This window comes from Micromonospora sp. NPDC049903, from assembly GCF_044460945.1.
Taxonomy (GTDB): Bacteria; Actinomycetota; Actinomycetes; order Mycobacteriales; family Micromonosporaceae; genus Micromonospora.
This window is the reverse complement of sequence record NZ_JBITKL010000020.1, coordinates 25299-49743: the sequence shown is the minus strand read 5'-3', so window position 1 is coordinate 49743 and position 24445 is coordinate 25299. Positions and strand designations below refer to the sequence as shown.

At 74.0% G+C, this 24445-nt stretch carries 23 protein-coding genes and 1 riboswitch; of the genes, 5 read left to right on the top strand and 18 right to left on the bottom strand.

The features are described 5' to 3' along the window. Nucleotides 1-106: 106 nt before the first annotated feature. The 4 genes from ACIBO1_RS24635 to ACIBO1_RS24620 all read right to left on the bottom strand — a co-directional run bounded on the left by ACIBO1_RS24635 (nucleotide 107) and on the right by ACIBO1_RS24620 (nucleotide 4085). Nucleotides 107-1177, bottom strand: coding sequence for a MerR family transcriptional regulator (locus ACIBO1_RS24635; RefSeq protein WP_396750550.1), 1071 nt, complete (start codon nucleotides 1175-1177; stop codon nucleotides 107-109). Between the two features lie 167 nt (nucleotides 1178-1344). After that, nucleotides 1345-2517, bottom strand: coding sequence for a saccharopine dehydrogenase family protein (locus ACIBO1_RS24630; RefSeq protein WP_396750412.1), 1173 nt, complete (start codon nucleotides 2515-2517; stop codon nucleotides 1345-1347). Between the two features lie 12 nt (nucleotides 2518-2529). Then, nucleotides 2530-3717: an alcohol dehydrogenase catalytic domain-containing protein gene (locus ACIBO1_RS24625; RefSeq protein ID WP_396750410.1), complete on the bottom strand. Its 1188-nt coding sequence runs from the start codon at nucleotides 3715-3717 to the stop codon at nucleotides 2530-2532. Next, the gene (locus ACIBO1_RS24620; RefSeq protein WP_396750548.1) at nucleotides 3714-4085 is read right to left on the bottom strand and encodes a hypothetical protein; all 372 of its coding nucleotides are present in this window, start codon (nucleotides 4083-4085) and stop codon (nucleotides 3714-3716) included. The genes ACIBO1_RS24625 and ACIBO1_RS24620 overlap by 4 nt, the downstream gene beginning before the upstream one ends. A gap of 259 nt (nucleotides 4086-4344) precedes the next feature. On the opposite strand from ACIBO1_RS24620, the gene ACIBO1_RS24615 reads away from it, so the two are divergent. Beyond that, nucleotides 4345-7143 (top strand): LuxR C-terminal-related transcriptional regulator, encoded by a 2799-nt coding sequence (locus ACIBO1_RS24615; protein ID WP_396750408.1) that lies wholly within the window; start codon nucleotides 4345-4347, stop codon nucleotides 7141-7143. A gap of 65 nt (nucleotides 7144-7208) precedes the next feature. On the opposite strand, the gene ACIBO1_RS24610 is transcribed toward ACIBO1_RS24615, so the two are convergent. The 4 genes from ACIBO1_RS24610 to ACIBO1_RS24595 form a co-directional block, all read right to left on the bottom strand. Continuing rightward, on the bottom strand, nucleotides 7209-7754 hold the full coding sequence (locus tag ACIBO1_RS24610; protein WP_396750546.1) for a DsbA family protein: 546 nt from the start codon (nucleotides 7752-7754) through the stop codon (nucleotides 7209-7211). Between the two features lie 80 nt (nucleotides 7755-7834). Then, the gene (locus ACIBO1_RS24605; RefSeq protein WP_396750406.1) at nucleotides 7835-8524 is read right to left on the bottom strand and encodes a BON domain-containing protein; all 690 of its coding nucleotides are present in this window, start codon (nucleotides 8522-8524) and stop codon (nucleotides 7835-7837) included. A gap of 204 nt (nucleotides 8525-8728) precedes the next feature. Next, complete coding sequence (locus ACIBO1_RS24600; RefSeq protein ID WP_396750404.1) at nucleotides 8729-9121, bottom strand: hypothetical protein; 393 nt, start codon at nucleotides 9119-9121, stop codon at nucleotides 8729-8731. A 201-nt stretch (nucleotides 9122-9322) separates the two neighbouring features. Beyond that, a complete protein-coding gene (locus ACIBO1_RS24595; protein WP_350698408.1) occupies nucleotides 9323-9475 on the bottom strand; it encodes a hypothetical protein in 153 nt (50 codons plus the stop codon). A gap of 337 nt (nucleotides 9476-9812) precedes the next feature. Between ACIBO1_RS24595 and ACIBO1_RS24590 the strand changes: the two genes are divergently transcribed. After that, nucleotides 9813-10178: an STAS domain-containing protein gene (locus tag ACIBO1_RS24590; protein WP_131054395.1), complete on the top strand. Its 366-nt coding sequence runs from the start codon at nucleotides 9813-9815 to the stop codon at nucleotides 10176-10178. Between the two features lie 3 nt (nucleotides 10179-10181). On the opposite strand, the gene surE is transcribed toward ACIBO1_RS24590, so the two are convergent. From surE to ACIBO1_RS24560, 6 genes are all read right to left on the bottom strand, one after another. Further along, nucleotides 10182-11006: a 5'/3'-nucleotidase SurE gene (surE, locus tag ACIBO1_RS24585; protein WP_396750402.1), complete on the bottom strand. Its 825-nt coding sequence runs from the start codon at nucleotides 11004-11006 to the stop codon at nucleotides 10182-10184. After that, nucleotides 11003-11968: a 1-phosphofructokinase family hexose kinase gene (locus ACIBO1_RS24580; RefSeq protein ID WP_396750544.1), complete on the bottom strand. Its 966-nt coding sequence runs from the start codon at nucleotides 11966-11968 to the stop codon at nucleotides 11003-11005. The genes surE and ACIBO1_RS24580 overlap by 4 nt, the downstream gene beginning before the upstream one ends. Before the next feature lie 235 nt (nucleotides 11969-12203). Continuing rightward, complete coding sequence (locus tag ACIBO1_RS24575; protein WP_396750400.1) at nucleotides 12204-13286, bottom strand: coiled-coil domain-containing protein; 1083 nt, start codon at nucleotides 13284-13286, stop codon at nucleotides 12204-12206. Nucleotides 13287-13290: 4 nt separating this feature from the next. Continuing rightward, a riboswitch (cyclic di-AMP (ydaO/yuaA leader) is annotated at nucleotides 13291-13423 on the bottom strand. A gap of 151 nt (nucleotides 13424-13574) precedes the next feature. Next, nucleotides 13575-14492 carry a cation diffusion facilitator family transporter gene (locus ACIBO1_RS24570; RefSeq protein ID WP_396750398.1) on the bottom strand — a complete coding sequence of 306 codons (918 nt, stop codon included), beginning with the start codon at nucleotides 14490-14492 and terminating at the stop codon, nucleotides 13575-13577. A 66-nt stretch (nucleotides 14493-14558) separates the two neighbouring features. After that, the gene (locus tag ACIBO1_RS24565; protein WP_396750542.1) at nucleotides 14559-16673 is read right to left on the bottom strand and encodes a HelD family protein; all 2115 of its coding nucleotides are present in this window, start codon (nucleotides 16671-16673) and stop codon (nucleotides 14559-14561) included. 93 nt (nucleotides 16674-16766) lie between these two features. Beyond that, nucleotides 16767-17711, bottom strand: a complete 945-nt coding sequence (locus ACIBO1_RS24560) for an alpha/beta fold hydrolase (RefSeq protein ID WP_396750396.1) — start codon at nucleotides 17709-17711, stop codon at nucleotides 16767-16769. A 148-nt stretch (nucleotides 17712-17859) separates the two neighbouring features. Here ACIBO1_RS24560 and ACIBO1_RS24555 point away from each other — a divergent pair, with 148 nt between their 5' ends. Then, entirely contained in the window at nucleotides 17860-18504 is a 645-nt protein-coding gene (locus ACIBO1_RS24555; protein ID WP_396750394.1) for a carbonic anhydrase, read from the top strand. A 317-nt stretch (nucleotides 18505-18821) separates the two neighbouring features. Here the strand turns inward: ACIBO1_RS24555 and ACIBO1_RS24550 are convergent, their stop codons facing one another. Continuing rightward, nucleotides 18822-19151 carry a hypothetical protein gene (locus ACIBO1_RS24550; RefSeq protein ID WP_350698420.1) on the bottom strand — a complete coding sequence of 110 codons (330 nt, stop codon included), beginning with the start codon at nucleotides 19149-19151 and terminating at the stop codon, nucleotides 18822-18824. A 314-nt stretch (nucleotides 19152-19465) separates the two neighbouring features. On the opposite strand from ACIBO1_RS24550, the gene ACIBO1_RS24545 reads away from it, so the two are divergent. Both ACIBO1_RS24545 and ACIBO1_RS24540 read left to right on the top strand, forming a co-directional pair. Beyond that, nucleotides 19466-19957 (top strand): DUF3145 domain-containing protein, encoded by a 492-nt coding sequence (locus ACIBO1_RS24545; RefSeq protein ID WP_396750392.1) that lies wholly within the window; start codon nucleotides 19466-19468, stop codon nucleotides 19955-19957. A 97-nt stretch (nucleotides 19958-20054) separates the two neighbouring features. Continuing rightward, entirely contained in the window at nucleotides 20055-21785 is a 1731-nt protein-coding gene (locus ACIBO1_RS24540) for a glycoside hydrolase family 3 protein (protein WP_396750540.1), read from the top strand. Between the two features lie 108 nt (nucleotides 21786-21893). On the opposite strand, the gene fabF is transcribed toward ACIBO1_RS24540, so the two are convergent. The 3 genes from fabF to ACIBO1_RS24525 form a co-directional block, all read right to left on the bottom strand. Continuing rightward, nucleotides 21894-23120: a beta-ketoacyl-ACP synthase II gene (gene fabF, locus ACIBO1_RS24535; RefSeq protein ID WP_396750390.1), complete on the bottom strand. Its 1227-nt coding sequence runs from the start codon at nucleotides 23118-23120 to the stop codon at nucleotides 21894-21896. 2 nt (nucleotides 23121-23122) lie between these two features. Beyond that, a complete protein-coding gene (locus ACIBO1_RS24530) occupies nucleotides 23123-23362 on the bottom strand; it encodes an acyl carrier protein (protein WP_053653162.1) in 240 nt (79 codons plus the stop codon). 83 nt (nucleotides 23363-23445) lie between these two features. Then, complete coding sequence (locus ACIBO1_RS24525) at nucleotides 23446-24390, bottom strand: beta-ketoacyl-ACP synthase III (RefSeq protein ID WP_396750388.1); 945 nt, start codon at nucleotides 24388-24390, stop codon at nucleotides 23446-23448. Nucleotides 24391-24445: the final 55 nt, after the last annotated feature.

Sequence of the window (24445 nt, the reverse complement as noted above, 5' to 3'; positions counted from 1 at the left end):
TACGCCTCCGTCCGGAAGTCGGGTGGACTACCAGATGCTACCGCCGCGCCCGGATCGCCCCGACTCCCGCACCCGGCACTCTGATCCTGCCCAGCGGCGCGCTCGGTCAGAGCCGGATCGGCATCAGGATGGAGAAGGCGCCCTCGTCGTCCGGACGGCGGATCGCCAGCGGGGTGACCGGGCTGTCGAGTTCGAGCACCAGCCGGCCGCTCCCGGCCGCGTCGAGCGCGTCGAGCAGGTACGCGCCGTTCACCCCGACCTGCAGGTCGTCGGCGTGGTGCAGGTCGTCGGGGCCGAGCAGGCGCAGCCCGTCGCCCGTCCCCAACCCGAGTACGGTCACCGGCAGCGGAGCACCGGCGTACTCGCGGGTCAGCGTGGGACCGCCCGCCCGCAGGGCGCCGGCCAGCCACTCGGCGTCCACCGCGATGCGGCGGGTCGGCCCGTGCTCGCCCGCGCGGGGTAGCAGCACGTGGTAGTCGGGGAAGTCGTCCGGCAGCGCCCTGGCGTGCAACTCCCGCCCGGCCACGTCGGCGTGCAGCCGGGACGTGGTCAGCGTCAGCCGTACCTCGTGCGCGTCGACGTCCGGGTCGGTCACCAGTCGGCTCAACCTGTCCACCGCCGCCAGCGGCAGCAGCGTACGCACCGCCGGGCCGTCCACCGTCGCGTCGGCGGTCGCCACCGCCAGCCGGTGCCGGTCGGTGGCCACCAGCCGTACGCCCGTGGCGGTCACGTCGAACAGGACACCGGTGAGCGCCGGCAGTTCCGGGTCGGTCCCGACGGCGAAGCGGACCGCGTCCACGGCGGCGGCGAGTCCCGCGCGGTCCAGGGTGAGCCGGGTGGCGGCGTTCGACTCCTCGACCGGCAGCAGTGCCCGGATCCGGGACACCTCGCGGCGCGCGTCGGCCAGCCCGTCGGCCAACCGGCGGAGTTGGGTGTCGAGCAGCCGGTGCACGACGGCCGGTTCGGCGCGTACCGCCTGGGCGATCTCGGCCACCGGCAGGCCGACCCGGCGCAGCCCGGCGACGAGCCGGGCCGAGGCGACCTGGTCGTCGGTGTAGCGGCGGTACCCGGTCACCGGGTCCACCAGGGCCGGCACCAGGACCCCGGCGGCGTCGTAGAACCGCAGGGCACTCACGGTCAGCCCGCTGTCCCGGGCCACCTCGCCGATGCTGCGCAGGTCACGCTCCACCCCGCAGATCCTGCCGCCTCGACCAGGTCGAGGGTCAACCGGGCGGCGGGCGCCGGGCGGATGTTAGGAGGGGTCCCTTCCTATGCACGAGGCGTTAGAAAGGGTCCCTTCCTTTCATCAAAGACCGTTCACCCAGCACCGTTCACCCAAACCGTTCAGCCGAGGACGCGGAAGGTGAGGCCGGCGCTGGTGAGGCGGGTCAGGAGTGCGTCGCCCATCGCGGTCACCGGCGTGACCTGGCCGGATGTGGCAGGCAGGTCGTCCAGGGCCAGGCAGAGGGCGGACTCGGCGAGCATCTTGGCGGTCTCGTCGTAGCCGGGGTCGCCGCCGGCCACCTCGGTGATCACCCGCTGCCCGCCGCCGGTGCCCACGAAACGGACCCGGAACCACGACTTGGCCCGCTGTTCGGCGCTCGGGCCCTGGCCGGAGGCGAGCCGGCCGAGCAGCCAGCGCCGGGCCGGGGGCAGCCGGGTGAGTCCGGCCAGCGCGCCCAGGCCGGCACCCGCCACCAGCACGGTGGGCAGGCGTTTGACCGCCGCGAAGTGCCGGTAGCGGAAGTCCGGCCCGTACTCGGGGCGGGCGGCGGCCGAGCGGCGCACCACCTGCGGGTCGATGGTCGGCAGCGGCACCGCCCAGACCGGCAGATCGCGCGACCGGGCCAGCTTGCCCGGTACGGCCCGGACCCGCCGGTCGGTGGGTCGCGGTTCGGCCGCGCGCCGTTCGCGGGCCACCCGGGACGTCTCGGCCCGCCGGGAGAAGGCGGTCAGCGCCGAGTGGTACGTGCCGCCGGAGAACCGGCCGCCGGCCCGTACGTAACCGTCGACGGTGATCGGTACGTCGGCCGGGAGGTGCTTGACGGTGAACCAGACGCCCAGGTCGTGCGGGATCGAGTCGAAGCCGCAGGCGTGCACCAGCCGGGCCCCGGTGCGGGTCGCCTCGGCGTGGTGCCGCAGGTACATCTGGTCGACGAACTCGGGTTCGCCGGTGATGTCGAGGTAGTCGGTGCCGGCTGCCGCACACGCCGCGACCAGCGGTTCCCCGTGGTGCACGTACGGGCCGACGGTGCTGGCCACCACCCGGGCCCGCTCGGCGACCGCCCGCAGCGACGCCGGGTCGGTGACGTCGGCGGTGAGCAGCGGCAGGTCCGCCAGGGGCGGCGTGATCGCGGCCAGCCGGTCCCGGACCGCAGCCAGTTTGTCGGGGTTGCGCCCGGCGATCGCCCAGCGCAGTCCGGCCGGCGCGTGCCGGGCCAGGTACTGCGCGGTCAGCTCACCGGTGAACCCGGTCGCCCCGAACAGCACGACGTCGTACGTCCGTTCCGCAGCCATCAAGCGATGATGTCATCCACCAGGCCGACCGTCGATCGATAGCGGCTCGTGCGGAGTGAACACGGCCCGCAGACAGTCGTCGGGGTGGTCGCGGAACAGCGCGTACCCCTGGGCCGCCCGCTCCAGCGGGAAGTGGTGCGTGGCCAGGTGTTCGGTCCGCAGTTCGTCGCGGGCCATCCGGTCCAGCAACATCGGGATGTAGCGCTGACCGTGCTGGCGCGCTCCGCGCACGGTGAGCCCCTTGTGCACCACCGCGCCGGTGGGGAACGCGTCGACGACGCGCGCGCCGCCGTTGAGCACGAAGACCGTGCCGCCCTTGCGGCAGGCGTGCACCGCCTCGCGCAGCGCCTCGGGCGCGCGGCGTCGTCCGGTGAAACGCTCCGCCAGGGACCGGGGTTCCTCGGCCGCGCCGCCGACCGCCTCCACACAGACGTCCGGCCCCCGTCCGCCGCTGAGGTCGCGCAGTTCCGCCAGCACGTCGGTGTGGCGCAGGTCGAGGGTTTCCGCGCCGGTGTGCTGCCGGGCCATCAGCAGCCGGCCCGGGTGCCGGTCGACGACCACCACCCGGTCGGCGCCGAGCAATCCGGCCGCCCGGGCGGTCAGTTGCCCCACCGCTCCGGCCCCCCAGACGGCCACCACGTCCCCGGGGCGGACCGCGCCCAGGTCGGCGCCCATCCAGCCGGCCGGGGCGGCGTCCGAGGCGAACAGGGCCCGGTCGTCGCCGACGGACTCCGGCACGGTGAACGCCCCGACGTCGGCGTACGGCACCCGCACGTACTCGGCGTGGCTGCCGGCGAAGCCTCCGGCGGCCCGGGGCTGGCCGAAGCAGCCGGCCACCGGGTGCCCCCACTCTGCCTCCCCGGCGGCCGGCTCGGTGCTGCCGTTGTCGCAGCAGGCCGGCAGCCCGCGCCGGCAGTACCAGCAGGCACCGCAGGCCACCGAGGCGCAGACCACCACCCGGTCGCCGACCCGGTGGCGGCGGACCGCCGGACCCACCTCCAGCACGTCGCCGAGGAACTCGTGGCCGAGCACGTCGCCGGGGGACAGGCCGGGTGTCCGCCCGGCGAGCAGCGACAGGTCGGCGCCGCAGGTGGCGCTGCGGCGTACCCGGACGATCATGTCCTGGTCGTTGCGCAGCTCCGGGTCCGGGACCTGGCGCACGGCCAGGTCCCCGCCGGAGGTCCAACACAGCGCCCTCATCCCGACGGGCGCGCCGGTCGGTCGGTGGACGGACGGTCGGCGCGCAACACCTCACCGGCCTCGACGAGCTGCTTGACCTGCCACAACGCCTGGCGCACCAGGAGCTGCGGGTCGTCGCCGACCAGGTGGGCGGCGAACCCGGGCGGGGTGGCGTCGGGCCGTGGTCGGGCGGCCAGTTCGACGCCCCGGTCGCCGGGGGCGGCGCGTAGCGTGACGTCGACCGCGCCGTCGAGCCGACGCAGCGGCTCGGGCCAGCCGCGTGCCGGCAGGACCTCCTCCGCCGGGCGGTCGACGGTCACCACCTGCCAGCGCCCGGTGCGGGCGCCGTCGGGTCCCCGGCGGCGTGCGGCCCACCGGCGGGCGACCACCGACCGGGCGGTACGCGCCGCCGCCCCACCGAGGACGCCGGCCACCGCGACGACCGTCCTGACCCGTCCCACTCGCACCTCCGGATCCGTGTCCGCCCCGATCGTCCGGATCGGCGGCCCCGCCCAGCGGACGGGAACCTCTCCACGCTCGCCCGGGGTGAGGTGAACCCGGCTCGCCCCGAAGGGGTGAACGGCCGCCGGTCGGGTAACCGCCCGCCGCAGGACCGGGGAGGAGTACGCGTCCGTGGGGGTGGGCCGGATGCCGGATGACCGCAGCACCGTACGGACCGCCGGGGCGGTCGGCGCACCGGCCGGCCCGCCCCTGCTGGCGTCGCGCCTGACGCCTGCCGTGCTCCCGAGACCGGTGGTGCTGCGTCCCCGGCTGGCCCGGATGCTGGACGAGGGGGTGACGTCGCCGGTCACGCTGGTCCGCGCGCCCGCCGGGTGGGGCAAGACCACGCTGCTCGCGTCGTGGCGGCAGGCCGTGACCGAGGCCGACCCGGACGCCCCGGCACCGGCCTGGATCTCGGTGGAGGCCGGCGACGACAGCGACCGCCTCTGGTCGTACCTCGCGGCGGCGCTGCGGTCGGTCGCGGACCCGGGGGCGGACCCGGCCGCGACACCGGTGCCCGACCGGGCCCCACGCCCGGACGAGCTGGAGGTGCTCGCCGCCGCCCTGGCCGCCCGGGAGCGACCCGTGGTGCTGATCCTGGACGACCTGCACCGCGTCACCGATCCGGCCGCCCTGGTCGGGCTGGAGTTCCTGCTGCGGCACACCGAGCAGCGGTTGCGGGTGGTGGCGGCCGGGCGGGCCGGCCTGCCGTTGGCGGTGCACCGGCTACGGCTGGCCGGTGAACTGACCGAGATCGGTCCGGGTGACCTGGCCTTCACCGCCGACGAGGTGGCCGACCTGCTGACCGCGCACGGGGTGGCGGTGCCGGCCGCCGCCGTCGAGCGGCTGCGCGGACGTACCGAGGGGTGGGCGGCGGCGTTGCGGATCGCCGCGCTCGGGCTGCACGGCCAGCCGGACCCGGACCGGTGGATCACCCAGCTCGGCGCGGACCAGCCGGAGATCGCCGGCTACCTGCGCGAGGAGGTGCTCGCCGGACTGGACCCGGCCGATCGGGACCTGCTGCGCCGCGCGGCGGTCACCGACACCGTCTGCGCCGGACTGGCGGTGGCGCTGACCGGTGACGGCGACGCCGAGGGGCGACTCGGCGCGCTCGCGGCGGACGCCGGGCTGCTGCACCCCGACGGCGGGCGGCCGGTGTGGTACCGGTGCCATCCGCTCCTGGCCGACCTGCTGTACCGCGAAGTGTCCCGGCTGCCCGCCGAGGAGCAGCGTGACCTGCACCTGCGCGCGGCGAGCTGGTATGCCGGCAACAGCCGACCGGCCGACGCGTTGCGGCACGCGCTGGTCGCCGGCGACTGGACGAGGGCGACCGACCTGTTCGTGACCGGCTGGCCGGAGTTGGCGTACGACCGGGGCGGCCGGACCGGGCCGGTGCCCGCGCCACCCCCGGCGGAGGCGGTGTCGCGTGACCCGGAACTGGCGCTGGCCTGCGCCGCCCAGCGGGCTCTCGACGGTGACGGCGACGCCGCCCACCGGCACCTACGGCTGGCCGCCGGGCACGCCCGTGCCCTGCCGGAACCGCGCCGCAGCCGGTTCGCCCGGCTGGTCGCCGCCGTGGAGCTCACCCTGGCCCGGCTGGCCGACGACCCCGAGGCGGTACGCGTCGCCGCCGCCCGCCTGCTCGCCACCCGCCCCGCCGTCGCCTCGCCCGCCGTCGCGGAGCCCGCAGTCGGGGCGGCCACTGCGGGGCGGCTCGACCTCGCCGTTGCGGACGAGCCAGTGGCGGTACGCGCCGAGGGTCTCCGGGCGGGCACCGGGGACGATGCCGACGTGCGGACGGTGGCCGGTACCGCCTCGGCCCTGCTCGCCCTCGACGCCGGTGACCTGGCCGGTGCGGCGAGCGGGTTCGCGGCGGCGCTGGCGGCGGCGCGGTCGGCGGGTCGGCCGCGCACCGAACTGGTCTGCGCCAGTCGGTGGGCGCTGCTCGCGGCGCTGCGCGGCGAGCTGCGCGCGGCCGAGGAGGCGGCCCGCGCTGCGCTGGCCCTGCCGCCCTGCCAGGGCTGGTCGGCGCAGCTCGACTGCGGGTACGCCTATCTGGCGTTGGCCCTGGTGGCGCTGCATCGGGACCAGCCTGCGGAGGCCGAGGCGAACCTGACCCTGGCGGCACCGGCGAACGAGGAGGCGGCGGCCGGCGCGGTGGCGGTCTGGTGCCGGGCGTACCTGCGCGGCGACGAGGGGGATCTCGCGGTGGCCCACCGGCTGCTGGTGGAGGCCCGGAGCCGCTGGTCCGGCCGGGGCGGCGAGCTGGACGGGCGGCTGCGGGCGGCCGAGGCGGACCTGCACAGCGCCCGGGGTGACGTGCCGACGGCCCGGGACCTGGCCAACGGCCACCCGGACTCGGCGGCACCCCCGCTGGCGGTGGCCGCCGCCCGGGTCGAGCTGCGGGCCGGTGACCCGCGCGCCGCCGCCCGCCTGCTGCCGGACTGGTCGGCGCCGTCGTCGGCCGACTGGCCGCTGCCGGTACGCCTGGACGCCGCGCTGCTCGACGCGGTGCTCGCGGCCGGGAGCGGGGACGGGCGGCGGGCCGGCCGGACGGTGGAGCAGGCGCTCGACCTGGCGGCCCCGGACGGGTACCGGCGGCCGTTCACCCGGGCCGAGCCGGGCCTGCGGGACCTGCTGGCCGCCCACCTGGACTCCGGCACGGCGCACTGGCCGACGGTCAGTGACCTGGTCCGTGCCGTCGAGGTGCCGGACGGGCGGGGTACGCCGGGCGTGCCGCTGGCGGCACTGGACGAGCCGTTGACCGAGCGGGAGCTGACCATCCTGCGGTACCTGCAGAGCATCCTGTCCAACGTGGAGATCGCGGCCGAGCTGTCCGTCTCGGTGAACACCGTCAAGACGCACGTCCGCAACATCTATCGCAAGCTGGACGCCACGCGCCGTCGGGACGCGGTACGCCGGGCCCGCCAACTGCGCCTCATCTGATCCGGATGCGCGACGGTGGCGGGTGAGGTGATCACCCGCCACCGTCGCCACCGCCCGGCCGCTGGTCAGCCGGCGGCGTCGTCGACCACGGTCAGGAGGGTGCCCGGGTCGACATCGCCGTCGTGGCGGTCGCCGTTGACGAACAGGGTGGGGCTGGCGTCCACGCCGCTGCGGATCGCGCCGACGAAGTCCTGCCGGATCCGGTCACCACCGGCGTGCCGCCCGATCTCCGCGTCCACCTCGTCGACCGGCAGGCCGAGTTGCTCGATGCCGAGCGTCAGGTGCACCGGGTCGAGCTGGTCCTGGTGCTCGTAGAGCCAGTCGTGCATCTCCCAGAACCGTCCGCGCCGACCGGCGGCCTCCGCCGCCTCGGCGGCCCGCTCCGCGTACGGGTGGATGTTGGCGATGGGGAAGTGCCGATAGACGAGGCGGACGGTGTCGGACCGCTGCCGCTGGACCTCCTGGAGGTTGCGGTGCGCCGTTCCGCAGAACGGGCACTGGAAGTCGCCGTACTCGACGATCGTCACCGGCGCGTCCACCGGGCCCCGGACGTGGTCGTGCTCCGTGACGGGTGTGCGGAGCCGCGCAGTGACCTGCAATGGCGTGGTCAGCCGATCGGTCATACCCGCCAGTCTGCTGTCCGGCCGGGTGAGGCGGGGTCACCCGGCCGGGGTGGTCGGGCCGGGACGGCTCAGCCCAGCACCGGGGCCACCGCGATGTGGTTTCGCACCTCGCGGATACCGGGAGCGGACCAGACGACCCGTTCGACCTCGGCGCGCTCGGGCATCGAGTGCACCAACCCGCCCAGCAGCACCGTGTCGCCGTGTACGCGTACCGTCACCTGCTCGGCCTCGGTGGCCTGGTTGCGGGCCAGCGCGTCGACGATCCGCTGGGCCAGCACGGCGCCGTCGGGGCGTACCGAGGGCCGGACGACGAGACCGTCGCTGACCCCGCGTACGCCGCCGAGCCCGGCGACCGCCTGCTGGGCGGCCCGGCGCTGGTACTCCCACTCGACCTCGCCGTGCAGGGTGACCCAGCCCTGCGAGACCGTCACGTCGATCTGCTCGACCGGCACGAACGCGTGCCACTGGAGGGCGTGCGTCACGGCGGCGGCGATCTCCGGGTCGGTGCGCTCGGCGCCGGTGGCCGTGTGTACGGCGAGGTCGTTGGCGACGGCCCGGACCTGGGCCACCCGGTGAGCGGCCCGCTCCGCCGCCCACTTCTTGGCGTAGCCGTCCACCCGTCCGGTCAGCGTCACCACGCCCTCCGCGACGCTCACCCCGATCTCGTGCGGCCGGACCCGGGGCTCCCAGTCGAGTTCGTCCAGCACCGCGGTCCGGATGTGCTCGTCGGTGCGCTGGATCGTCGAGATGCCGACCATCTCCTCGCTCCTCTCGCGGCGGCGGCTGCGGACCGGTACCGGTCCGCCGGGACCGAGCCTGGTCGAGGAGCGGGTGATCCCGCCTCACCCGCGTCGGGCGAGACATCGCGCACAGATGTTCGGGCGAGACGCCGCGCACAGATGTAAGGAAGGGTCCCCTGCTATGCACGAGGCGTTAGCAGGGGACCCTTCCTTACATCTTCGTCAGGTCAGCGGACCGGCGGGGGAGTCCGGGCGCTCGACGTCCACGAACTCGATGTCGTCGGCGGCCCGGTCCCGGCTGCCGGCGGCCCGCGCGGCGCTGCCGGCGGCCCAGCCGATCGCGGCGCCGACCAGGGCCGCGCCGATCAGCAGGGTCCAGGGCAGCGCGGGGCGGCGTCCGGCGAGCGCGTCGAAGGCCACGCTGGCCCGGTGCCGCGCCTCCTCGGCCGCCGATCCGACCAGGTCACCGGCGTCGTCGGCGAAACCGGCCGAGGTGTGCCGCGCCGAGCGGGCGGCGTCCCGGATGCTGTCGCCCGCCGAGACGAGGTGTTGCCACGCCTGGTCCGTGATCTGTTCCGGCTTGCTGCGACGGTCCAGCAGGTTGCTTCCGAACATGTGGTTCCCTCCTCGACAGTGCCGAAGCCGGTGGCCGGGCAGACCTCGGACGTCGGCGGTTCGCCACCGAGGCTGTGCCCCGCCGGACGCCACCGCAAACCACAGTGCCCGCGTGGTCGGTGTCGGCCGCGTGGACGTCGCCCGTGCACGGGCGACGGCTCTCGCCGGCCGGCGTACCGGATCACCCCTGGGACACCACCATCACCCCTGGGACACCACCGCGACGACCGCCGCGCGGGCGAAGTCGTCGTCATCGTCATCGTCGTCGTCATCGCCCCCGCCGCCGAACCCGCAGGCGAGCAGGAGGGCGAGCAGGGCGCTGACACCGGCCAGACCGGCGAGCCTGCGAAGCATCGCGTCGTCCCTTCGTCGTGGTCGTCATCGGTGATGCTAGGCACACTCCGCCACCGGCACCGGCTGGTCGCAGGTCAGGCCGTCGGCTGGCGGGGCACGCCGGGGTCCCGGATATCGGACGGGCGAGCCGCGGCCCGCTACCCTGGTTCGTCGGTGCGAGCCTCGGCTTGCTCCAAGTGATAGGACGTAATAAGTCCGGATATGGGCGATTTGACGCGCCGATGTCCGCGAATTGCTCATCCCGAGGGGTGGCGACCGAGGCCGTCGGAGGAATACTCTCGGTCGCGGCCCGCGTACTGATGAGGCGCCCGTCGTACGGGCGAGTGGAGGTGCTCGCGTGAGCCTGTCGATCCTGCAGACGGTTCGGCCCGGTGGTGTCATCGAGATCGCCCCTCGGGGCGAGATCGACGTCGACACCGCGTATGAGGTGAAAGAGGCCATCGCCGAAGTGCTGGCCAAGGGGCGGCCGGCCCGGATCGAGCTCAACATGCGGCTGGTCACCTTCATCGACTCGGTGGGCATCAGCGCGATGGTCGCCGGCTTCCAGACGGCTGAGGTCAGTGGCGTCAAGCTGATCGTCACCGAACCCAGTCGGTTCGTGCACCGACAGCTCTGGGTGACCGGGCTGCTCGGTCTCTTCGGCGCGCCGGAGCCGTACTACGCCGGTGCCGCCGCCACTCCCGAGGTCCTTCCCGGCGGCTGACCGTCAGTCGCCGTCGAGACCGGTCAGGTTCACGTCGGACACCTCGGTAACGGCGCGGACCGCCGTCACCGAGGCGTACCCGTCGGCGAGCCACGCCAGGTCGGTCCCGGGCTGCACCGCCTGACCGGGCTCCTCCAGCGCGGTCCGCACGAAACCGTGGCCGGCCTCGGCGACGGTCATCTGCACCTGACCGAAGGTGGCCAGACCCGCCCGGCGTACGCCGCGCAGCCGGTCCAACGGCACGTCCGGCGAGTTGACGTTGAGCACGCTCTCCACCGGACCGGCGGTCAGCCGGGGGAGCAGGTCCAGGGCCACGTGAGCGGCGGTGGCCCAGTTCCGTTCGGCGTCGCGTACCCGGGCCGCGGCGGCCACCGCGGCACCTCCGCTGACGGCGGTCGCCTCCCCGACGGAGAGCACGTCCAGTGACACCGCCAACGCCCGGCAGCCGTTGGCAGCGGCGGTGAACGCCGCACCCACCGTGCCGGAGTGCAGCACCGCCCGGCCCGCGTTCGCCCCCCGGTTGATGCCGGAGAGCAGCACCGACGGCGGCGGCCCGAACGCGCCGTGCACGGCGATCAACGCGATGAAGCCGGGTGAGCCGCCGACCCCGAAGGCCGGTACCCCGGCCAGCTCCGGCAGCGGATGCTCACGGACCACCACCTGCCCGTCCTGCTCCACGGCACTCATCGCGGCGCTGGTGCCGCTCGCCTCCTCCAACGGTGCCGCGACCACCACGTCCAGCCCTCGGTCGACCGCCGCCCGGGCCAGCGCATGGATTCCCGGCGCGGCGATCCCGTCGTCGTTGGTGATCAGCACGCGCAACGTCATGCGCCACCCACCCGGTGCGCCAACTCGTCGGGGGTGGTGCGTTCCTGCCGGCGGACGCCGGCCGGCTCCAGGCGTACCCGGTCCACCAGGCCGGTGATCGAGTCCAGCCGCCCGGTGCCCAGCCCGTGCCGGGTGACGTTCAGCGCGCCGGCCGCCGCGCCGGTCCGGATCGCGGTGCGTACGTCACCGCCGCGCGCCACCACGGCGGCCACGCTGGCGGTCATCGAGTCTCCCGCACCGCGCGGGTCGGCCGCCTCCAGGCGGGGCATCTGCACCTCGAAGACCTCGCCGTCGACGAGGGCCAGCGCCGGCTTGTCGGCACGGCTGACCACCACGTTCTCGGCGCCGGTGGCGTGCAGCTCGTACATCGCCCGGGTGAGCTGCTCCTCGTCGTCGTCGGCCGCGCGGCCGTCGGCGATCAGCTCCTCGTGGCTGACCTTGACGAAGAACACCCCGCTGTCCAGCACGGCGGTGAGGTGGTCGCCGCAGAGGTCCACCACCACCCGGCTGCCGTTCGCGCCGAGGTCGGCGGCGAAGCGCCGGTACAGGTCGGCGGGGACCAGCGACGGGTCGTTCGGGCCGCTCAGGATGCTCACCGCCGCCCGCAGTCCCTCGCCCAGCGACAGGTTGTAGAGCTCGTCCAACTCGTGTCGACTCAGCGGCTGCCCGGTCACGTCGACGATCTCCTGCCGGGTGCCCTCGCGGCGGTCGTGTACGTACCCGCCGCTGCCGCCGGAGTCCCGCGCCACCACCTTGAGGTCGACGCCCTCGCTGACCAGCAGGGGCTCCAGCACCTGCCCGATCTCGCCGCCGAGCGCGGTGCAGAGCACCACGTCGACGCCGTGCGACAGCACCATCCGGGCCTGCCAGACGCCCTGACCGCCGGGGTGCAGGTGCAGCTCCGGAGTCTCGTTGGGCTGGTCGATCGTGACCGTGAGCAGTGGGGTCGGCGCGAAGACCATCACATGTCCGGTCGCCGCGCTCACGACGCACCGTCGCACTGGGTCCGCTGCGGTCCGCTCATAACCGTTCCTCCCGGTCGCCACGAAATGTCCGCTTCGATGTCGACGGTAACCAAGGTGGCCGCAGAGCGCGCGGCGACGGGCGGGGCGGAACCGAGGCAGCCGCCTCGGAGTGCGGGAACGACGACGCCGGGTGGACCACCCGCGAGGGCGGCCACCCGGCGTGCCGTGTGGATCAGTACACCGACAGGTGCACGTGGTTGGTGTGGTCGCTGGACGGGTCGCCCCGCGCGCCGCTGTACGTCCGCCAGCCGCTGCTCGGCAGCCAGATCTGCTTGTACCAGATCACGTAGAGCACGGCGAGACGGTCGGCGTTGTTGACGTAGAACGCCGCCAGGTTGTTGCCGTACGTCCGGTCGCCGCCGGTGGCGACCCCGCCGAAGCCGTTCTTCTGCGCCGCGAAGTCGCAGGCCCGACCCTTCGGGTGCTCACCCGAGCCGCCCGCGCGGTAGCAGGAGACGTACCGGGTGAAGCCGGCCGCCTTGGCCTGGTTGAGCGCGTGCAGGGTGCGGGGCGTGATGCAGCCGTTGGCCGGGGTGGGGTCGTTGACGCTGCACGACTCGGCCGGCCAGGAGCCGTTGGAGTTGCGCGGTGCCGGCTTGGCGGTGGCGCTGCTGGAACCGCCGCCACGTGCCGGGGTCCGGCTGGCCCGCTCCTGTGCCGCGGCCCGCTCGGCGCGCTCGGCGCGTTCCTCGGCCACGGTCAGCGAGCGCTCGGCCTGCTCCTTGCGCTTGGCCATCACGGCCACCTGCTTGCGCTGCTCCTGCACCTCGACGTCGAGGGCCTGCTTGGTCTTGCTGACCTCGTCCCGGGTGGTCCGCAGGTCCCGCAGCGCGCGTTCCTCGTTGGCCGCCACCGCGTCCAGCGCCGCCGCACGGTCCATGAAGCCGGCCGGGGAGCCGCTGTTGAGCAGCGCCGACGCGGCACCGAGCCGGCCGCCGCGATACGCCTGCGCGGCGATCTCGGCTACCTTGTCGCTGCGTTCGGTGAGCTGACCCTCGGTCGTGGTGAGCTGCGCGGCCAGCTTCTTCTGCCGGTCGACCGAGCGGTCCAGGGCGGTCTTGGCGTCGAGGTAGCCCTTGCTGGCCGCCTCCAACTGGGCGCGCAGCGCCGGTGTGCCGCCCTCGTCGCCGACGTCACCGGGGGCTGCGGAGGCAGCGCTGAACGGAGCGAGCGCGGCGCCCAGGGCGAGGGCGAGCCCCGCAGCGATCAGGGCCGCCGTACGGGCGGCCGGTCTCACGGTTGCCACTGCTGGCATGCACATGTCCTTCCGTCAGCCGCCGACCGGGTTAGCTGACGGGTTCGGGACGGAAGATCCCTACCGCTGGACGCGGATGCACCCCTGGAACATGGTTCCCCGGTTCGCCCTGGCGGGCGATTAGGCGGCGGTCACCGCCGGCACCGTCGAGTGCCGCCTGGCGGAGACCGGGTCCGAGCCTACCGGTGCTGGTGGGGCTGGTGCAGCCGGTGTGACTCCTGGTGTTCCCCTGATCACCAGTAAACCAGACAAATGGGATTCTTGTTGCCTTTCGTATTCCTCGTCCCGCTACCACTCCACCGTCCCACAGGCACCTGCGCTCGTCCCGGGCTCGATCTGCAACGTGGCGTGCGCGATGTCGAAGTCCTCGCGCAGTGCCTTACGGGCCGCGCGGAGCACCGTGCCGACCTCGACGCCCTCGGCGGTGGTCAGGTGGGCCGAGGCCACCTCCATCCCGGAGGTGAGCGTCCAGACGTGCAGGTCGTGGACGCTGGCCACGCCGGGCACCGCGGCCAGCCGGTCATGCACCGCAGTGACCTGGAGGTGCTCCGGGGCTGCCTGCACCAGGATGCGGACCGCCGCCCGGCCCAGACGCCAGGTACGCGGCAGGATGAACGCGCCGATCGCGACCGCCACCAGCGGGTCCGCCCACCACCAGCCGGTCAGCGCGATCAGCGCCGCCGCCGCGATCACCCCCAGCGAGCCGAGCAGGTCGGCCAGCACCTCCAGGTACGCCCCGCGCAGGTTGATGCTCTCCCGTGCCCCGGGTCGCAGCAGCGCGAACGCGACCAGGTTGGCGAGCAGGCCGAGCGTGGCCACCACCAGCACCGGCCCGGTACGCACCTCCGGTGGGTCGCCGAACCGGCGTGCCGCCTCGACCAGCACGTAACCGGCGACGCCGACGAGCAGCACGGCGTTGGCCAACGCGGCGAGCACCTCCAGCCGATAGAGGCCGAAGGTGCGTTGTGGATGTGTGTCCACGCGTCGGGTGGCGGTCACCGCCGCGAGCGCCATCCCGATGCCGAGCACGTCGGTGAACATGTGCCCGGCGTCGGAGAGCAGGGCCAGCGAGCCGGTCCACAGGGCGGTCACCGCCTCCACCACCATCAGGGCGGCGAGCAGCACGAACGCCGCCCACAGCCGGCCGGAGTGGCGGTGTGCGGCGTTCGACACCGAAGCGTGGTGGTGGTCGTGGCCCGCGCCCACGCAGACACCTTGCGTGCTGCGCCCCGCCGGGGACGGATCTATGCCGACATTGCTATATGTGCGCGCTCAGCCGGTCGGGTCGATCGTGGTCAGCCGCTGGGTGGCCCGGGACAGGGCGACGTAGAGCGTACGCACGCCGGAGCCCGGATCGGCACGGATCTCACCGGGGGCGACCAGCACCACGCCGTCGTACTCCATGCCCTTGGCCTCCAGGCTGGTCACCACCTGGAGGCGCTCGCCGCCGAGCCCGCCCAGCCAGGCCGCGACCTCGTCCCGGCGCGGCACCGGCGTGATCACCCCGACGGTGCCCTCGACCTCGCCGAGCAGCGCGCTCGCGGCGGTCAGCACACTGGTTTCCAGCTCCGCCGCCGGCACCACCAGCTCCACCGGGTCGACCCCGGTGGTCCGCACGGCGGTGGGCAGGGCCAGGTCCGGGTACGCCCGCCGGATCTCGGCCGCCGCCACCGCGAAGATCTCCGCCGAGTTGCGGTAGTTGGTGGTGAGCGTGAACCGGTGCCGCCGCCGACGACCCAACGCCTGGTCCCGGGCCCGGGACAGCTCCTGCGGATCCCCCGTCCACGCGGTCTGCGCCGGGTCGCCCACCACCGTCCACGAGGCCAGCCGACCGCGTCGGCCGATCATGCGCCACTGCATCGGTGACACGTCCTGCGACTCGTCCACCACCACGTGCGCGTAGTCGCGGTAGTCCTCCGGCCGCTCCCGGGCCGCCTGGCGGGCGGCCCGCTGCCGGCCGGCGTGCGTGCTCAGCTCGCGTACCCCACCGGCGAGCTGGAACGGGTCGCGCTTCGCGCGGGCCGGACGCACCGGCTTGCCGAGCAGCGCGTCCAGCTCGTCGAGCAGCGCCACGTCGGCGACGGTCGGCACCTCGGCGGCCAGCCCCCGGTACGCCTGCTCCAGCAGCCGGATCTCGGCCCGGGACAGCAGCCCGGCGGCGTACCGGCGCAGCCGCTCCGGATCGGCCAGCCAGCCGAGCACGTGCCGGGGATGCAGCCGGGGCCACCACGCCTTGAGGAAGTCCCGGAAGTCCGTCCGGTCGATCAGCTCGTCCTCGAAGGCCCGCTGCTCGGGCAGCCGGGCGATGCCCAACCGGCGGGCCTGCGCCCAGAGCGCCGCCAGGACGCCGTCGAAGCCGGCCCGGCGTACCTCGTTGCGCCGCGCGCCCCGGGCCAACGCCCGGTCCCGGATGGCGTCCAGCTCGGCCCGCTCCAACCGCAGCAACTGCCCCCGGTAGAGCAGCCGCAGCTCGGCCGGGGAGTCGGGTACGCCGTCCCGGGCCGCCCGCTCCAGCAACCGGCGCATCCGCAGCGACCCCTTGACCGCGGCCACCTCGACCGGGTCGGTGCGGGTGGCGACCAGCCCGGGGAAGAGGGTGCCCAGCGAGTGCAGGGTGGCGGTCTCCTCACCCAGGGACGGCAGCACCGAGGCGATGTACTCGACGAAGACCGAGGAGGGGCCGACCACCAGGATGCCGCCCCCGGCGTACCGGCTGCGGTCGGAGTAGAGCAGGTACGCAGCACGGTGCAGCGCCACCGCCGTCTTGCCGGTGCCCGGCCCGCCCGAGACCAGCGTCACCCCGGAACCGGGGGAGCGGATCGCCTCGTCCTGCTCGCGCTGGATGGTCGCCACGATGTCGCGCATGCCCCGACCGGTGGTCCGGGACAGGTTGGCCAGCAGCGCGCCGTCGCCGACCACCGCCATCTCCGCCGGTGCGGCGTCCGGGTCGAGTAGGTCGTCCTCGATCCGGGTGACCCGCTCCCGGCTGGACTGGATCGTCCGGCGGCGTACCACGCCGAGCGGCTCGGCCGGGGTGGCCTGATAGAACGGGGCGGCGGCCGGGGCACGCCAGTCGACCACCAGCGTCGCGGCGTCCTCGTCGCGGATGCCCAGCCGTCCGACGTGGAACACCTGCCCGTCGCGCAGGTCCAGACGGCCGAAGACCAGCCCCTCGTACTCGGCGTCGAGCACGTGACGGCGCTGCGCGGCGTGGAACACCATCGCGTCCCGCTCCACCAGCGCGCCGAAGTTGCCGACCCGGGCCAGCCGGTAGCCGTCCCGCTCGGCACGGACCGCCGCGCGGCGCAGCTCGGCCAGTCGTGCGTACACCCGGTCGAGATGCCGCTGCTCGACGGCGATCTCCTGGTCCAGGGTGCTCTGGTCCACCGCTTCGTTCTCCTCGTCACCCGGCCCGGCCAACCGCACGAGATTACGCCCCACCTCGCGGGCGTGCGGAGGCACCGGGCCCGGGTGCGATCTCTATCGGCGGCGGGTGCGGCCGGCGGCGGCCCGACCACCGGCGCGTCGGGCGTCGGCGAGCACCTGACGCAGCACGCCGGAGAGGGCCGCAGTGACCTCCTCGGGACGCTCCATCATCAACATGTGCCCGGCGCCGGGGCAGACGGTCAGCTCGGTGGCGGGCAGCGCGGCGGCGATCGACTCCGCGCACGGCGGCGGGGTGAGCCGGTCCCGGTCGCCCACCAACGCCGCCGCCGGCAGATCCGCCAGCGCGGCCAACGTCTCCAGCCGGTGCTGGGCGCCGAAGGAGGCCCGGAACCCGCCGATCGAGCGCAGCGAGGCGCGCGCCACCGCCGAGGTGACCAGGCGGATGTCGGTCGGGTCGCAGCGGTCGCCGAAGAGCATCCAGCGGATGCTGGGGCGGAGCGCGCGCAACAGGGCCCGGGGCGGACGCCAGGCCCCGCAACGGGCGAGCACCCCGGCCCCGGTGGTCTCGGCCAGCCGGATGATCCGGGCGATCCGGGGCGACAACCCGTAGACCGTGTGCGTGTGCCCCTCGGCGGTGGTCGAGACGAAGACCAGCCCGGCCACCCGGCGGGCGAAGTGCCCGGGGTGCCGGTGCGCGTACTCCATGATCGTCATCCCGCCCATGGAGTGCCCGACCAGCACCACCCGGCCGGTCGGCACCACCGTGTCCAGCACCGCGGCCAGGTCGTCGCCGAGTTGGGCCAGCGTCGCCGTGGGCAGCGTCATGCAGCTGGACCGACCGTGGCCACGCGCGTCGTACCTGACCACCCGCACCGACCGGTACGCCTTGCGCAGCGCCGTCACCTGCCGGTGCCAACTGCGCGCGTCGAGCGTCCAGCCGTGCAGCAGCACCGCCGTGACCTCGGCGTCCGCCGGGCCGTCGGTGTCCACGTGCAGGCTCACGTCGTCGCCCAGTCGCACCTCGACCGGATCTGGCATCGCCACCTCCCCAGGCACACGCGGATGCGCAACACCGGGGATACCCGGTGGTAACACCGGCTACCCGTCATGAGACCACGCGAATCGGGGTGCTGAGAAGATCCCGGAACCGGTGACGTCGGCGGGACGATCCGGCCAAGCTGAGACCATGGCGATGCCACGGACGGCCGATCCACGACCGGACGACCGGGCGGCCGGCGGGACCCCACGCGCCGCGCTGGCCGAACTACTCGCCGGCAACCGGCGCTTCGTCAGCGGCCAGCCGGTGCACGGACACGACGTCACCGCCGCCGCCGCGAGCGCCTCCGGCGACCAGCAGCCGTACGCCGTCCTGCTCGGCTGCATCGACTCGCGGGTACCGCTCGAAGCGATCTTCGACCAGACCTTCGGCTCGATCTGCGTCATCCGCACCGGCGGCCACGTGCTGGACCGCGCGGTCCTCGGCTCGATCGAGTACGTCGTGGACGTGCTGGGCGTACCACTGGTGATGGTGCTGGGGCACGAACGCTGCGGCGCGGTGGCCACGACGGTCGACACCCTGCGTACCGGTCGACGTCCGGCCGGGGCGCTGGCCCACCTGGTCGACCGGATCGCGCCCGCCGTGACCGAGGTGGGGCTGGACGACCCGCAGGTGCAGCCCCTGGCCGTACGCCGCCACGTCCGGCGCACCGTCACCACCCTGCGCGCCGACCCGCTCCTGGCCCCCGCCGTCGCCTCCGGCCGGGTCGCGGTGACCGGCGCGCTCTACACCCTCACCACCGGCGAGGTCTCCCTGGTCGCCCCCGCCCCCTGACCACCCCACCCCGTCCCGCTGCCCGTGCCCCGCTGCCCGTGCCCTGCGTCCCGCTGTCCGCCCTGTCTCGGGCGATCATGGAATTGTGGCAGATGTTTTGGGATGGTATTCGCCCTTTTGTCGCTGCCATGACTCCATGATCGCGCAGCGGAGCGACGGGGTGCGGCGAGGCGGGGGTGTTGCGTCGGCGGGCGCGGCGAGGCGTGCCAGGGCGAGGCGGATGCGGCGCGGGCGGTTCGGGGGTCGGGGGCGGGGACGCGCGAACGCCCGCCGGGTGGGCCCGGCGGGCGTTCGTGGTGGTGCGGGTGGGGCGGTGCTCAGCCCTCGAAGACGCCGGCCTCGACCAGGCGCTTCTCGGTGGCGTCCCAGCCGTCGCCCGGGTGGGCGGCGTTGAGGCCGTTGATCTCCGCCCGGATCTTGGTGGCGTGCCCGGCGGCGGCCAGCACCCGGATCTCCTCGATGAAGGCCTCGGAGTCGGTACGCAGGTGCGCGGTCTTGCCGTTGGTCAGGTTCCGCACGTAGGCGTGCTTGCCGCCGTTGAGCGGGATCAGGTACTTGAACTCGCCCAGCACGCTGAGTGCGCCACCCTGGCCAGCCTGGCCGGCCCGGACTGACGCGCGCGCGGTCTTAGAGGTGTTGCTCGCCACGGAGGTACTCCTTGCAAGACGTACGGAGGACGGGGAAACGTCCGGGGGCTGATGCGGGTGGTACCGAATGGGTGACCCGCAGAGGCTGTACGCGGCACAGGCCGCCGATGGAACTGTACACGAGCCACGATCCCGGCTGGTCACCGCGGCGTCACGAGGTGGAACCGCAGTCACCTGTCCGGGTATTCCGACCGGCGGATTTCCCGATTCGCTGGCGCACCATCCGTCACAGGAGTCATCATGTGTTCCAGCAACGCACCCGGTCCGGGTCGAGGTCGTAGGGGAAGACGCACCTCGCTCTCCGGGAGGTCACCGTGCCAACGCGTGGCGTCGTATACGTCCATTCGACCCCGCTCGCCGTGTGTTCACACGTCGAGTGGGCGATCGCGCGCGTCCTTGTCGCGCCGGTCAACCTGCAATGGACGGCTCAACCCGTCGATCCCGGCGCCCGCCGGGCCGAGTGCGGGTGGTCCGGTCGCCCGGGGACGGGCGCCGAACTGGCTGCTGCCCTCCGGCAGTGGCCCATGATCCGTTTCGAGGTGACCGAGGAACCCAGTCCGGGCGCCGACGGCGAGCGTTTCATGTACGTGCCGGGACGCGGGCTGTTCCGGGCCACGGTCGGTGCCGCCGGTGACATCCAGCTCGGCGAGGACCGGCTGCGCAGCATCATGGCTGCGGCGCGGGGACCAGAGGCGCTCGCGCACGCGCTGGACAAGGCGCTCGGCACCGCCTGGGACGCCGAGCTGGAGCCGTACCGCTACGCCGGTGACGGCGCGCCGGTGACCCTGCTCACCCGGGTCGGCTGAGCGGCCGGACCCGAGGCCCGCCACCTCCGGCGGCGTACCGGCACGCCCGTCCACTGGTTGACGGTCGAGTTGCCCCGATACGCGGTGAGCTGGTGGACTGGGCCGCGTGTCGACTACCCCTCGGCGCGTCGTCGCCGCGTTCGTCGCCGTGACCGCGTTACTCGTCACCGGCTGTTCGGGAGCCGGGCAGCGACCGGGGGCCGCCCCGTCGTCGGCCCCGGCGACAGAACCGGCGCCCCCGTCGAGCGCACCGCCGGACGACCCGGCCACCCGGGCCGCCGCGCTGGTCGCCGAACTCGCCGACGAGGACCTGGTCGGCCAGGTGCTGATGCCGTACGCCTACGGCGACCAGGCCACCAAGGTCTCGGCCGGCTCGGCCGCCGGCAACCGGAACCTCGGCGGCGTGGACACCCCGGCCGAGATGATCGAGAAGTACCGGCTCGGTGGCCTGATCCTGGTCGGTTTCAGCGCCGACGACCCCACCCAGGGCAACCAGCCGACCACCAACGTCGACAACCCGAAGCAGGTCCGCCAGCTCACCACCGGCCTGCGGGAGGCCGCCGACAAGCTGCCCGCCGGCACGGCGCCGTTCCTGATCGGCACCGACCAGGAGTACGGCGTGGTCACCCGGATCACCGACGGGGTGACCATGCTGCCCAGCGCGCTCGCCGCCGGTGCCGCCGACGATCCGGCGTTGACCGAGGCCGCCTGGCGGGCCGCCGGCACCGAGCTGGCCGCGATGGGGATCAACCTCGACTTCGCGCCGGTCGCCGACGTGCTGGTCAAGCGCAGCACGGTGATCGGGTCCCGGTCGTTCGGCGCGGACCCGACCCGCGCCGCCGGACAGGTCGGCGGTGCGGTCCGGGGGCTTCAGGCGTCCGGTGTCGCGGCCACCGTCAAGCACTTCCCCGGGCACGGGCACAGCGCCGTCGACTCGCACGAGGACCTGCCGGTGCTCACGCAGTCGCGCAAGAAGCTCGCCGCCGAGGCGTGGCCCCCGTTCAGCGCCGGCATCGAGGCGGGCGCCCTGGCCGTGATGTCCGCCCACCTCGACGTGGCGGAGATCGATCCGGGAGTGGCCGCCACCTTCTCCCGCAAACTGCTCACCGACGTGCTGCGCGGCGAACTCGGGTTCCAGGGCGTGGTCATCACCGACGGGATGAACATGCCTCCGGCCCGCCGCTGGGGGCCGGGCGAGGCGGCGGTACGCGCCCTCAAGGCCGGCAACGACCTGATCCTCATGCCGCCGCACGTCGGTCAGGCGTACGACGGGCTGCTGACGGCGCTGCGGGACGGCTCGCTGCCCCGGGCCCGACTGGTGGAGGCGGCCACCCGCGTACTGACGATGAAGCTCACCCTGGCCGACAAGCCGGTGCCGGAGATGTCCACGTTGCGGGCTCCGGCGCATCTCGAGGCCGCCGGTGACCTGGCCGCCGCCGCGGTGACCGTGTTGAAGGGCCGGTGCGACACCAGCGGGGTCAACGGCCCGGTCACCGTCACCTCCTCCGGCGGGCGGGCGCACACCCGGACCGCGCTGACCGAGGCACTCACCGCCGCCGGGATGGAGGTGGTGCCCAGCGGCGGCACGGTCGTGCACCTCGTCGGGTACGGCGACGGGGCCGGCGACCTGCGCTCCGGAGCCGCCGTCACCGTCGCGATGGACACCCCGTACGTGCTGGCGCAGGCGAACTCGCCGACGCTGCTGGCCACGTACTCGTCGAGCCGGGCCTCGATGACGGCGCTCGCCGACGTACTCGCCGGCAAGGCCGCCCCGCGCGGACGGTCCCCGGTGAAGGTCTCCGGGCTGCCCGCCACCACCTGCGGCTGACCCGCCGACGACCGGCCGACCGGCCCGGAACACGCATCGGCCCCGCCGACGCGTGGTGCGTCGGCGGGGCCGATGCGGTGCTGCCGCAGCCTGCGCCGCCGGGGCGGCTCAGGCCCGGGTGAAGACGAGCGCCACGTTGTGGCCGCCGAAGCCGAACGAGTTGTTCAGCGCGGCGGGGATGTCCATGTGGCGGGCCTTGCCGGCGGCGACATCGAGGTCGAGGCCGTCGTCCGGGTCGTCCAGGTTGATCGTCGGCGGCACCACGCTGTCGCGGATCGCCAGGATCGTGGCGATCGACTCCAGCGCACCGGCCGCGCCGAGCAGGTGCCCGGACATCGACTTGGTGGCGGTCAGCACCGGGTGGTCGCCGAGTGCCGCGTGCAGTGCCTTGATCTCGGCGATGTCGCCCACCGGGGTGGACGTGGCGTGCGCGTTGACGTGGCTGATGTCGGCCCGGTCCACGTCCGCGTCGGCGATCGCCTTCGCGATGGCCCGGATCGCGCCGGCGCCCTCCGGGTGCGGCTGGACGATGTCGTAGCCGTCGGAGGTGATACCGGCACCGGCCAGCCGCGCGTACACCCGGGCGCCCCGGGCGGCGGCGTGCTCGGCGCGCTCCAGCACCACGATGCCGGCGCCCTCGCCGAGGACGAAGCCGTCCCGGCCCTTGTCCCACGGCCGGGAGGCCCGCTCGGGCTCGTCGTTGCGGGTCGACATGGCCCGCATCGAGGCGAAACCGGCGATCGGCAGCGCGTGGATCACCGCTTCGGTGCCACCGGCCACCACCACGTCGGCCCGACCGGCCCGGATCATGTCCAGACCCAGCGCGATCGCCTCCGCGCCGGTCGCGCAGGCGCTGGCCACCGAGTGCACACCGGCCTGGGCGCCGAGTTCCAGACCCACCCACGCGGCGGGACCGTTGGGCATCAGCATGGGCACGGTGTGCGGGGAGACCCGCCGGGGACCGGACGCCTCCAGGATGTCGTCCTGGTTGAGCAGGGTGACCGCACCACCGATACCGGAGCCGATGCTGACCCCGATCCGTTCCGGATCCGCTCCGGCGTCGACCAGGCCGGCGTCGGCCCAGGCCTGGTGGGCGGCGATCAACGCGATCGCCTCGGAACGGTCCAGCCGGCGCAGCTTCACCCGGTCCAGGACGGTGGAGGGATCGACCGCCAGTTGGGCGGCGATCCGGACCGGCAACTGACCGGCCCACTCCTGGGTGAGCGCACTCACCCCGGAGCGGCCGGCGAGCATGGCGTCCCAGGTCGACGCGACGTCCCCGCCCAGCGGGGTGGTCGCGCCGAGCCCGGTGACGACGACGTCAGGACGACTCATGATCAGGACTGCGCCTCGATGTAGCTCACGGCGTCCCCGACCGTCTTGAGGTTCTGGACCTCGTTGTCCGGGATCTTGACGCCGAACTTCTCCTCGGCCGCCACCACGACCTCCACCATGGAGAGCGAGTCGACGTCCAGGTCGTCGGTGAAGGACTTCCCCTCGGCCACGTCGTCCGGGTTCACCCCGGCAACCTCTTCGAGGATCTCGGCGAGGCCGGTGGTGATCTCGTCACGGGTCATTGCGGTGGGTTCCTCTCATCGGAATTTCTCGACGGGCGGCGACGCCGTCCGTCACACCTCTGCGCCTGCGCGCCGAGGGGGTCTCAGGGGCAGCGGACGACCTGACCGGCGTAGGTCAGGCCACCGCCGAAACCGAACAGCAGCACCGGCGCGCCGGAGGGCACCTCGCGGCGCTCCACCAGCTTCGACAGGGCCAGCGGGATGCTGGCCGCCGAGGTGTTGCCGGACTCGATCAGGTCCTTCGCGATGATCGCCTGCGGGATCTTCAGCCGCTTCGCGATGCCGTCGATGATCCGCGTGTTGGCCTGGTGCGGAACGAACGCGGCCAGTTCCGACGGGTCGACCCCGGCCCGTTCGCACGCCTGTAGGGCCAGCGGCGCCAGGGCGGTGGTGGCCCAGCGGAACACCGTCTGACCCTCCTGCGCGACGTACGGGCGCCAGCCCTCGATGCGTACCGCGTCGCCGCGTTCCGGCACCGAGCCCCAGACCACCGGGCCGATACCGGCCGGCTCGCCCTCGGGTGCGGCGGTGACCACCGCGGCGCCCGCCCCGTCGCCGAAGATGATGCAGGTGGAACGGTCGTTCCAGTCGATGAAGTCGGACAACTTCTCCGCGCCGATCACGATGGCGTTGCGGCTGGCACCGGCGCGGACCGCGTGGTCCACGGTGCCCAGCGCGTACGCGAAGCCGGAGCAGGCCGTGTTCAGGTCGAACGCCCCCGGGGCGTCGATGCCCAGCTTGGCCGCGACCCGGCAGGCCACGTTCGGGCTGCGGTCGATCGAGGTGCAGGTCGCCACCACGACCAGGTCGATGTCGGAGGCGGTCAGCCCCGAGTTGGCCAGCGCCTTGTCCGCGGCGGCGGCGGCCATGTCGGCGACCGTCTCGTCACCGGCGATCCGCCGGCTGGCGATGCCGACCCGGTCCCGGATCCACGCGTCGTTGGTCTCCACCAACTGGGCGATCTCGTCATTGGTCACCACCCGGGACGGCTGGTAGTGCCCCAGGGACAGGATGCGACTGCCGCTCATGACGAGCCCTTCCTACGGTCGATCTCGGCACGGGAGTCGGACGGACTGAGGCGGA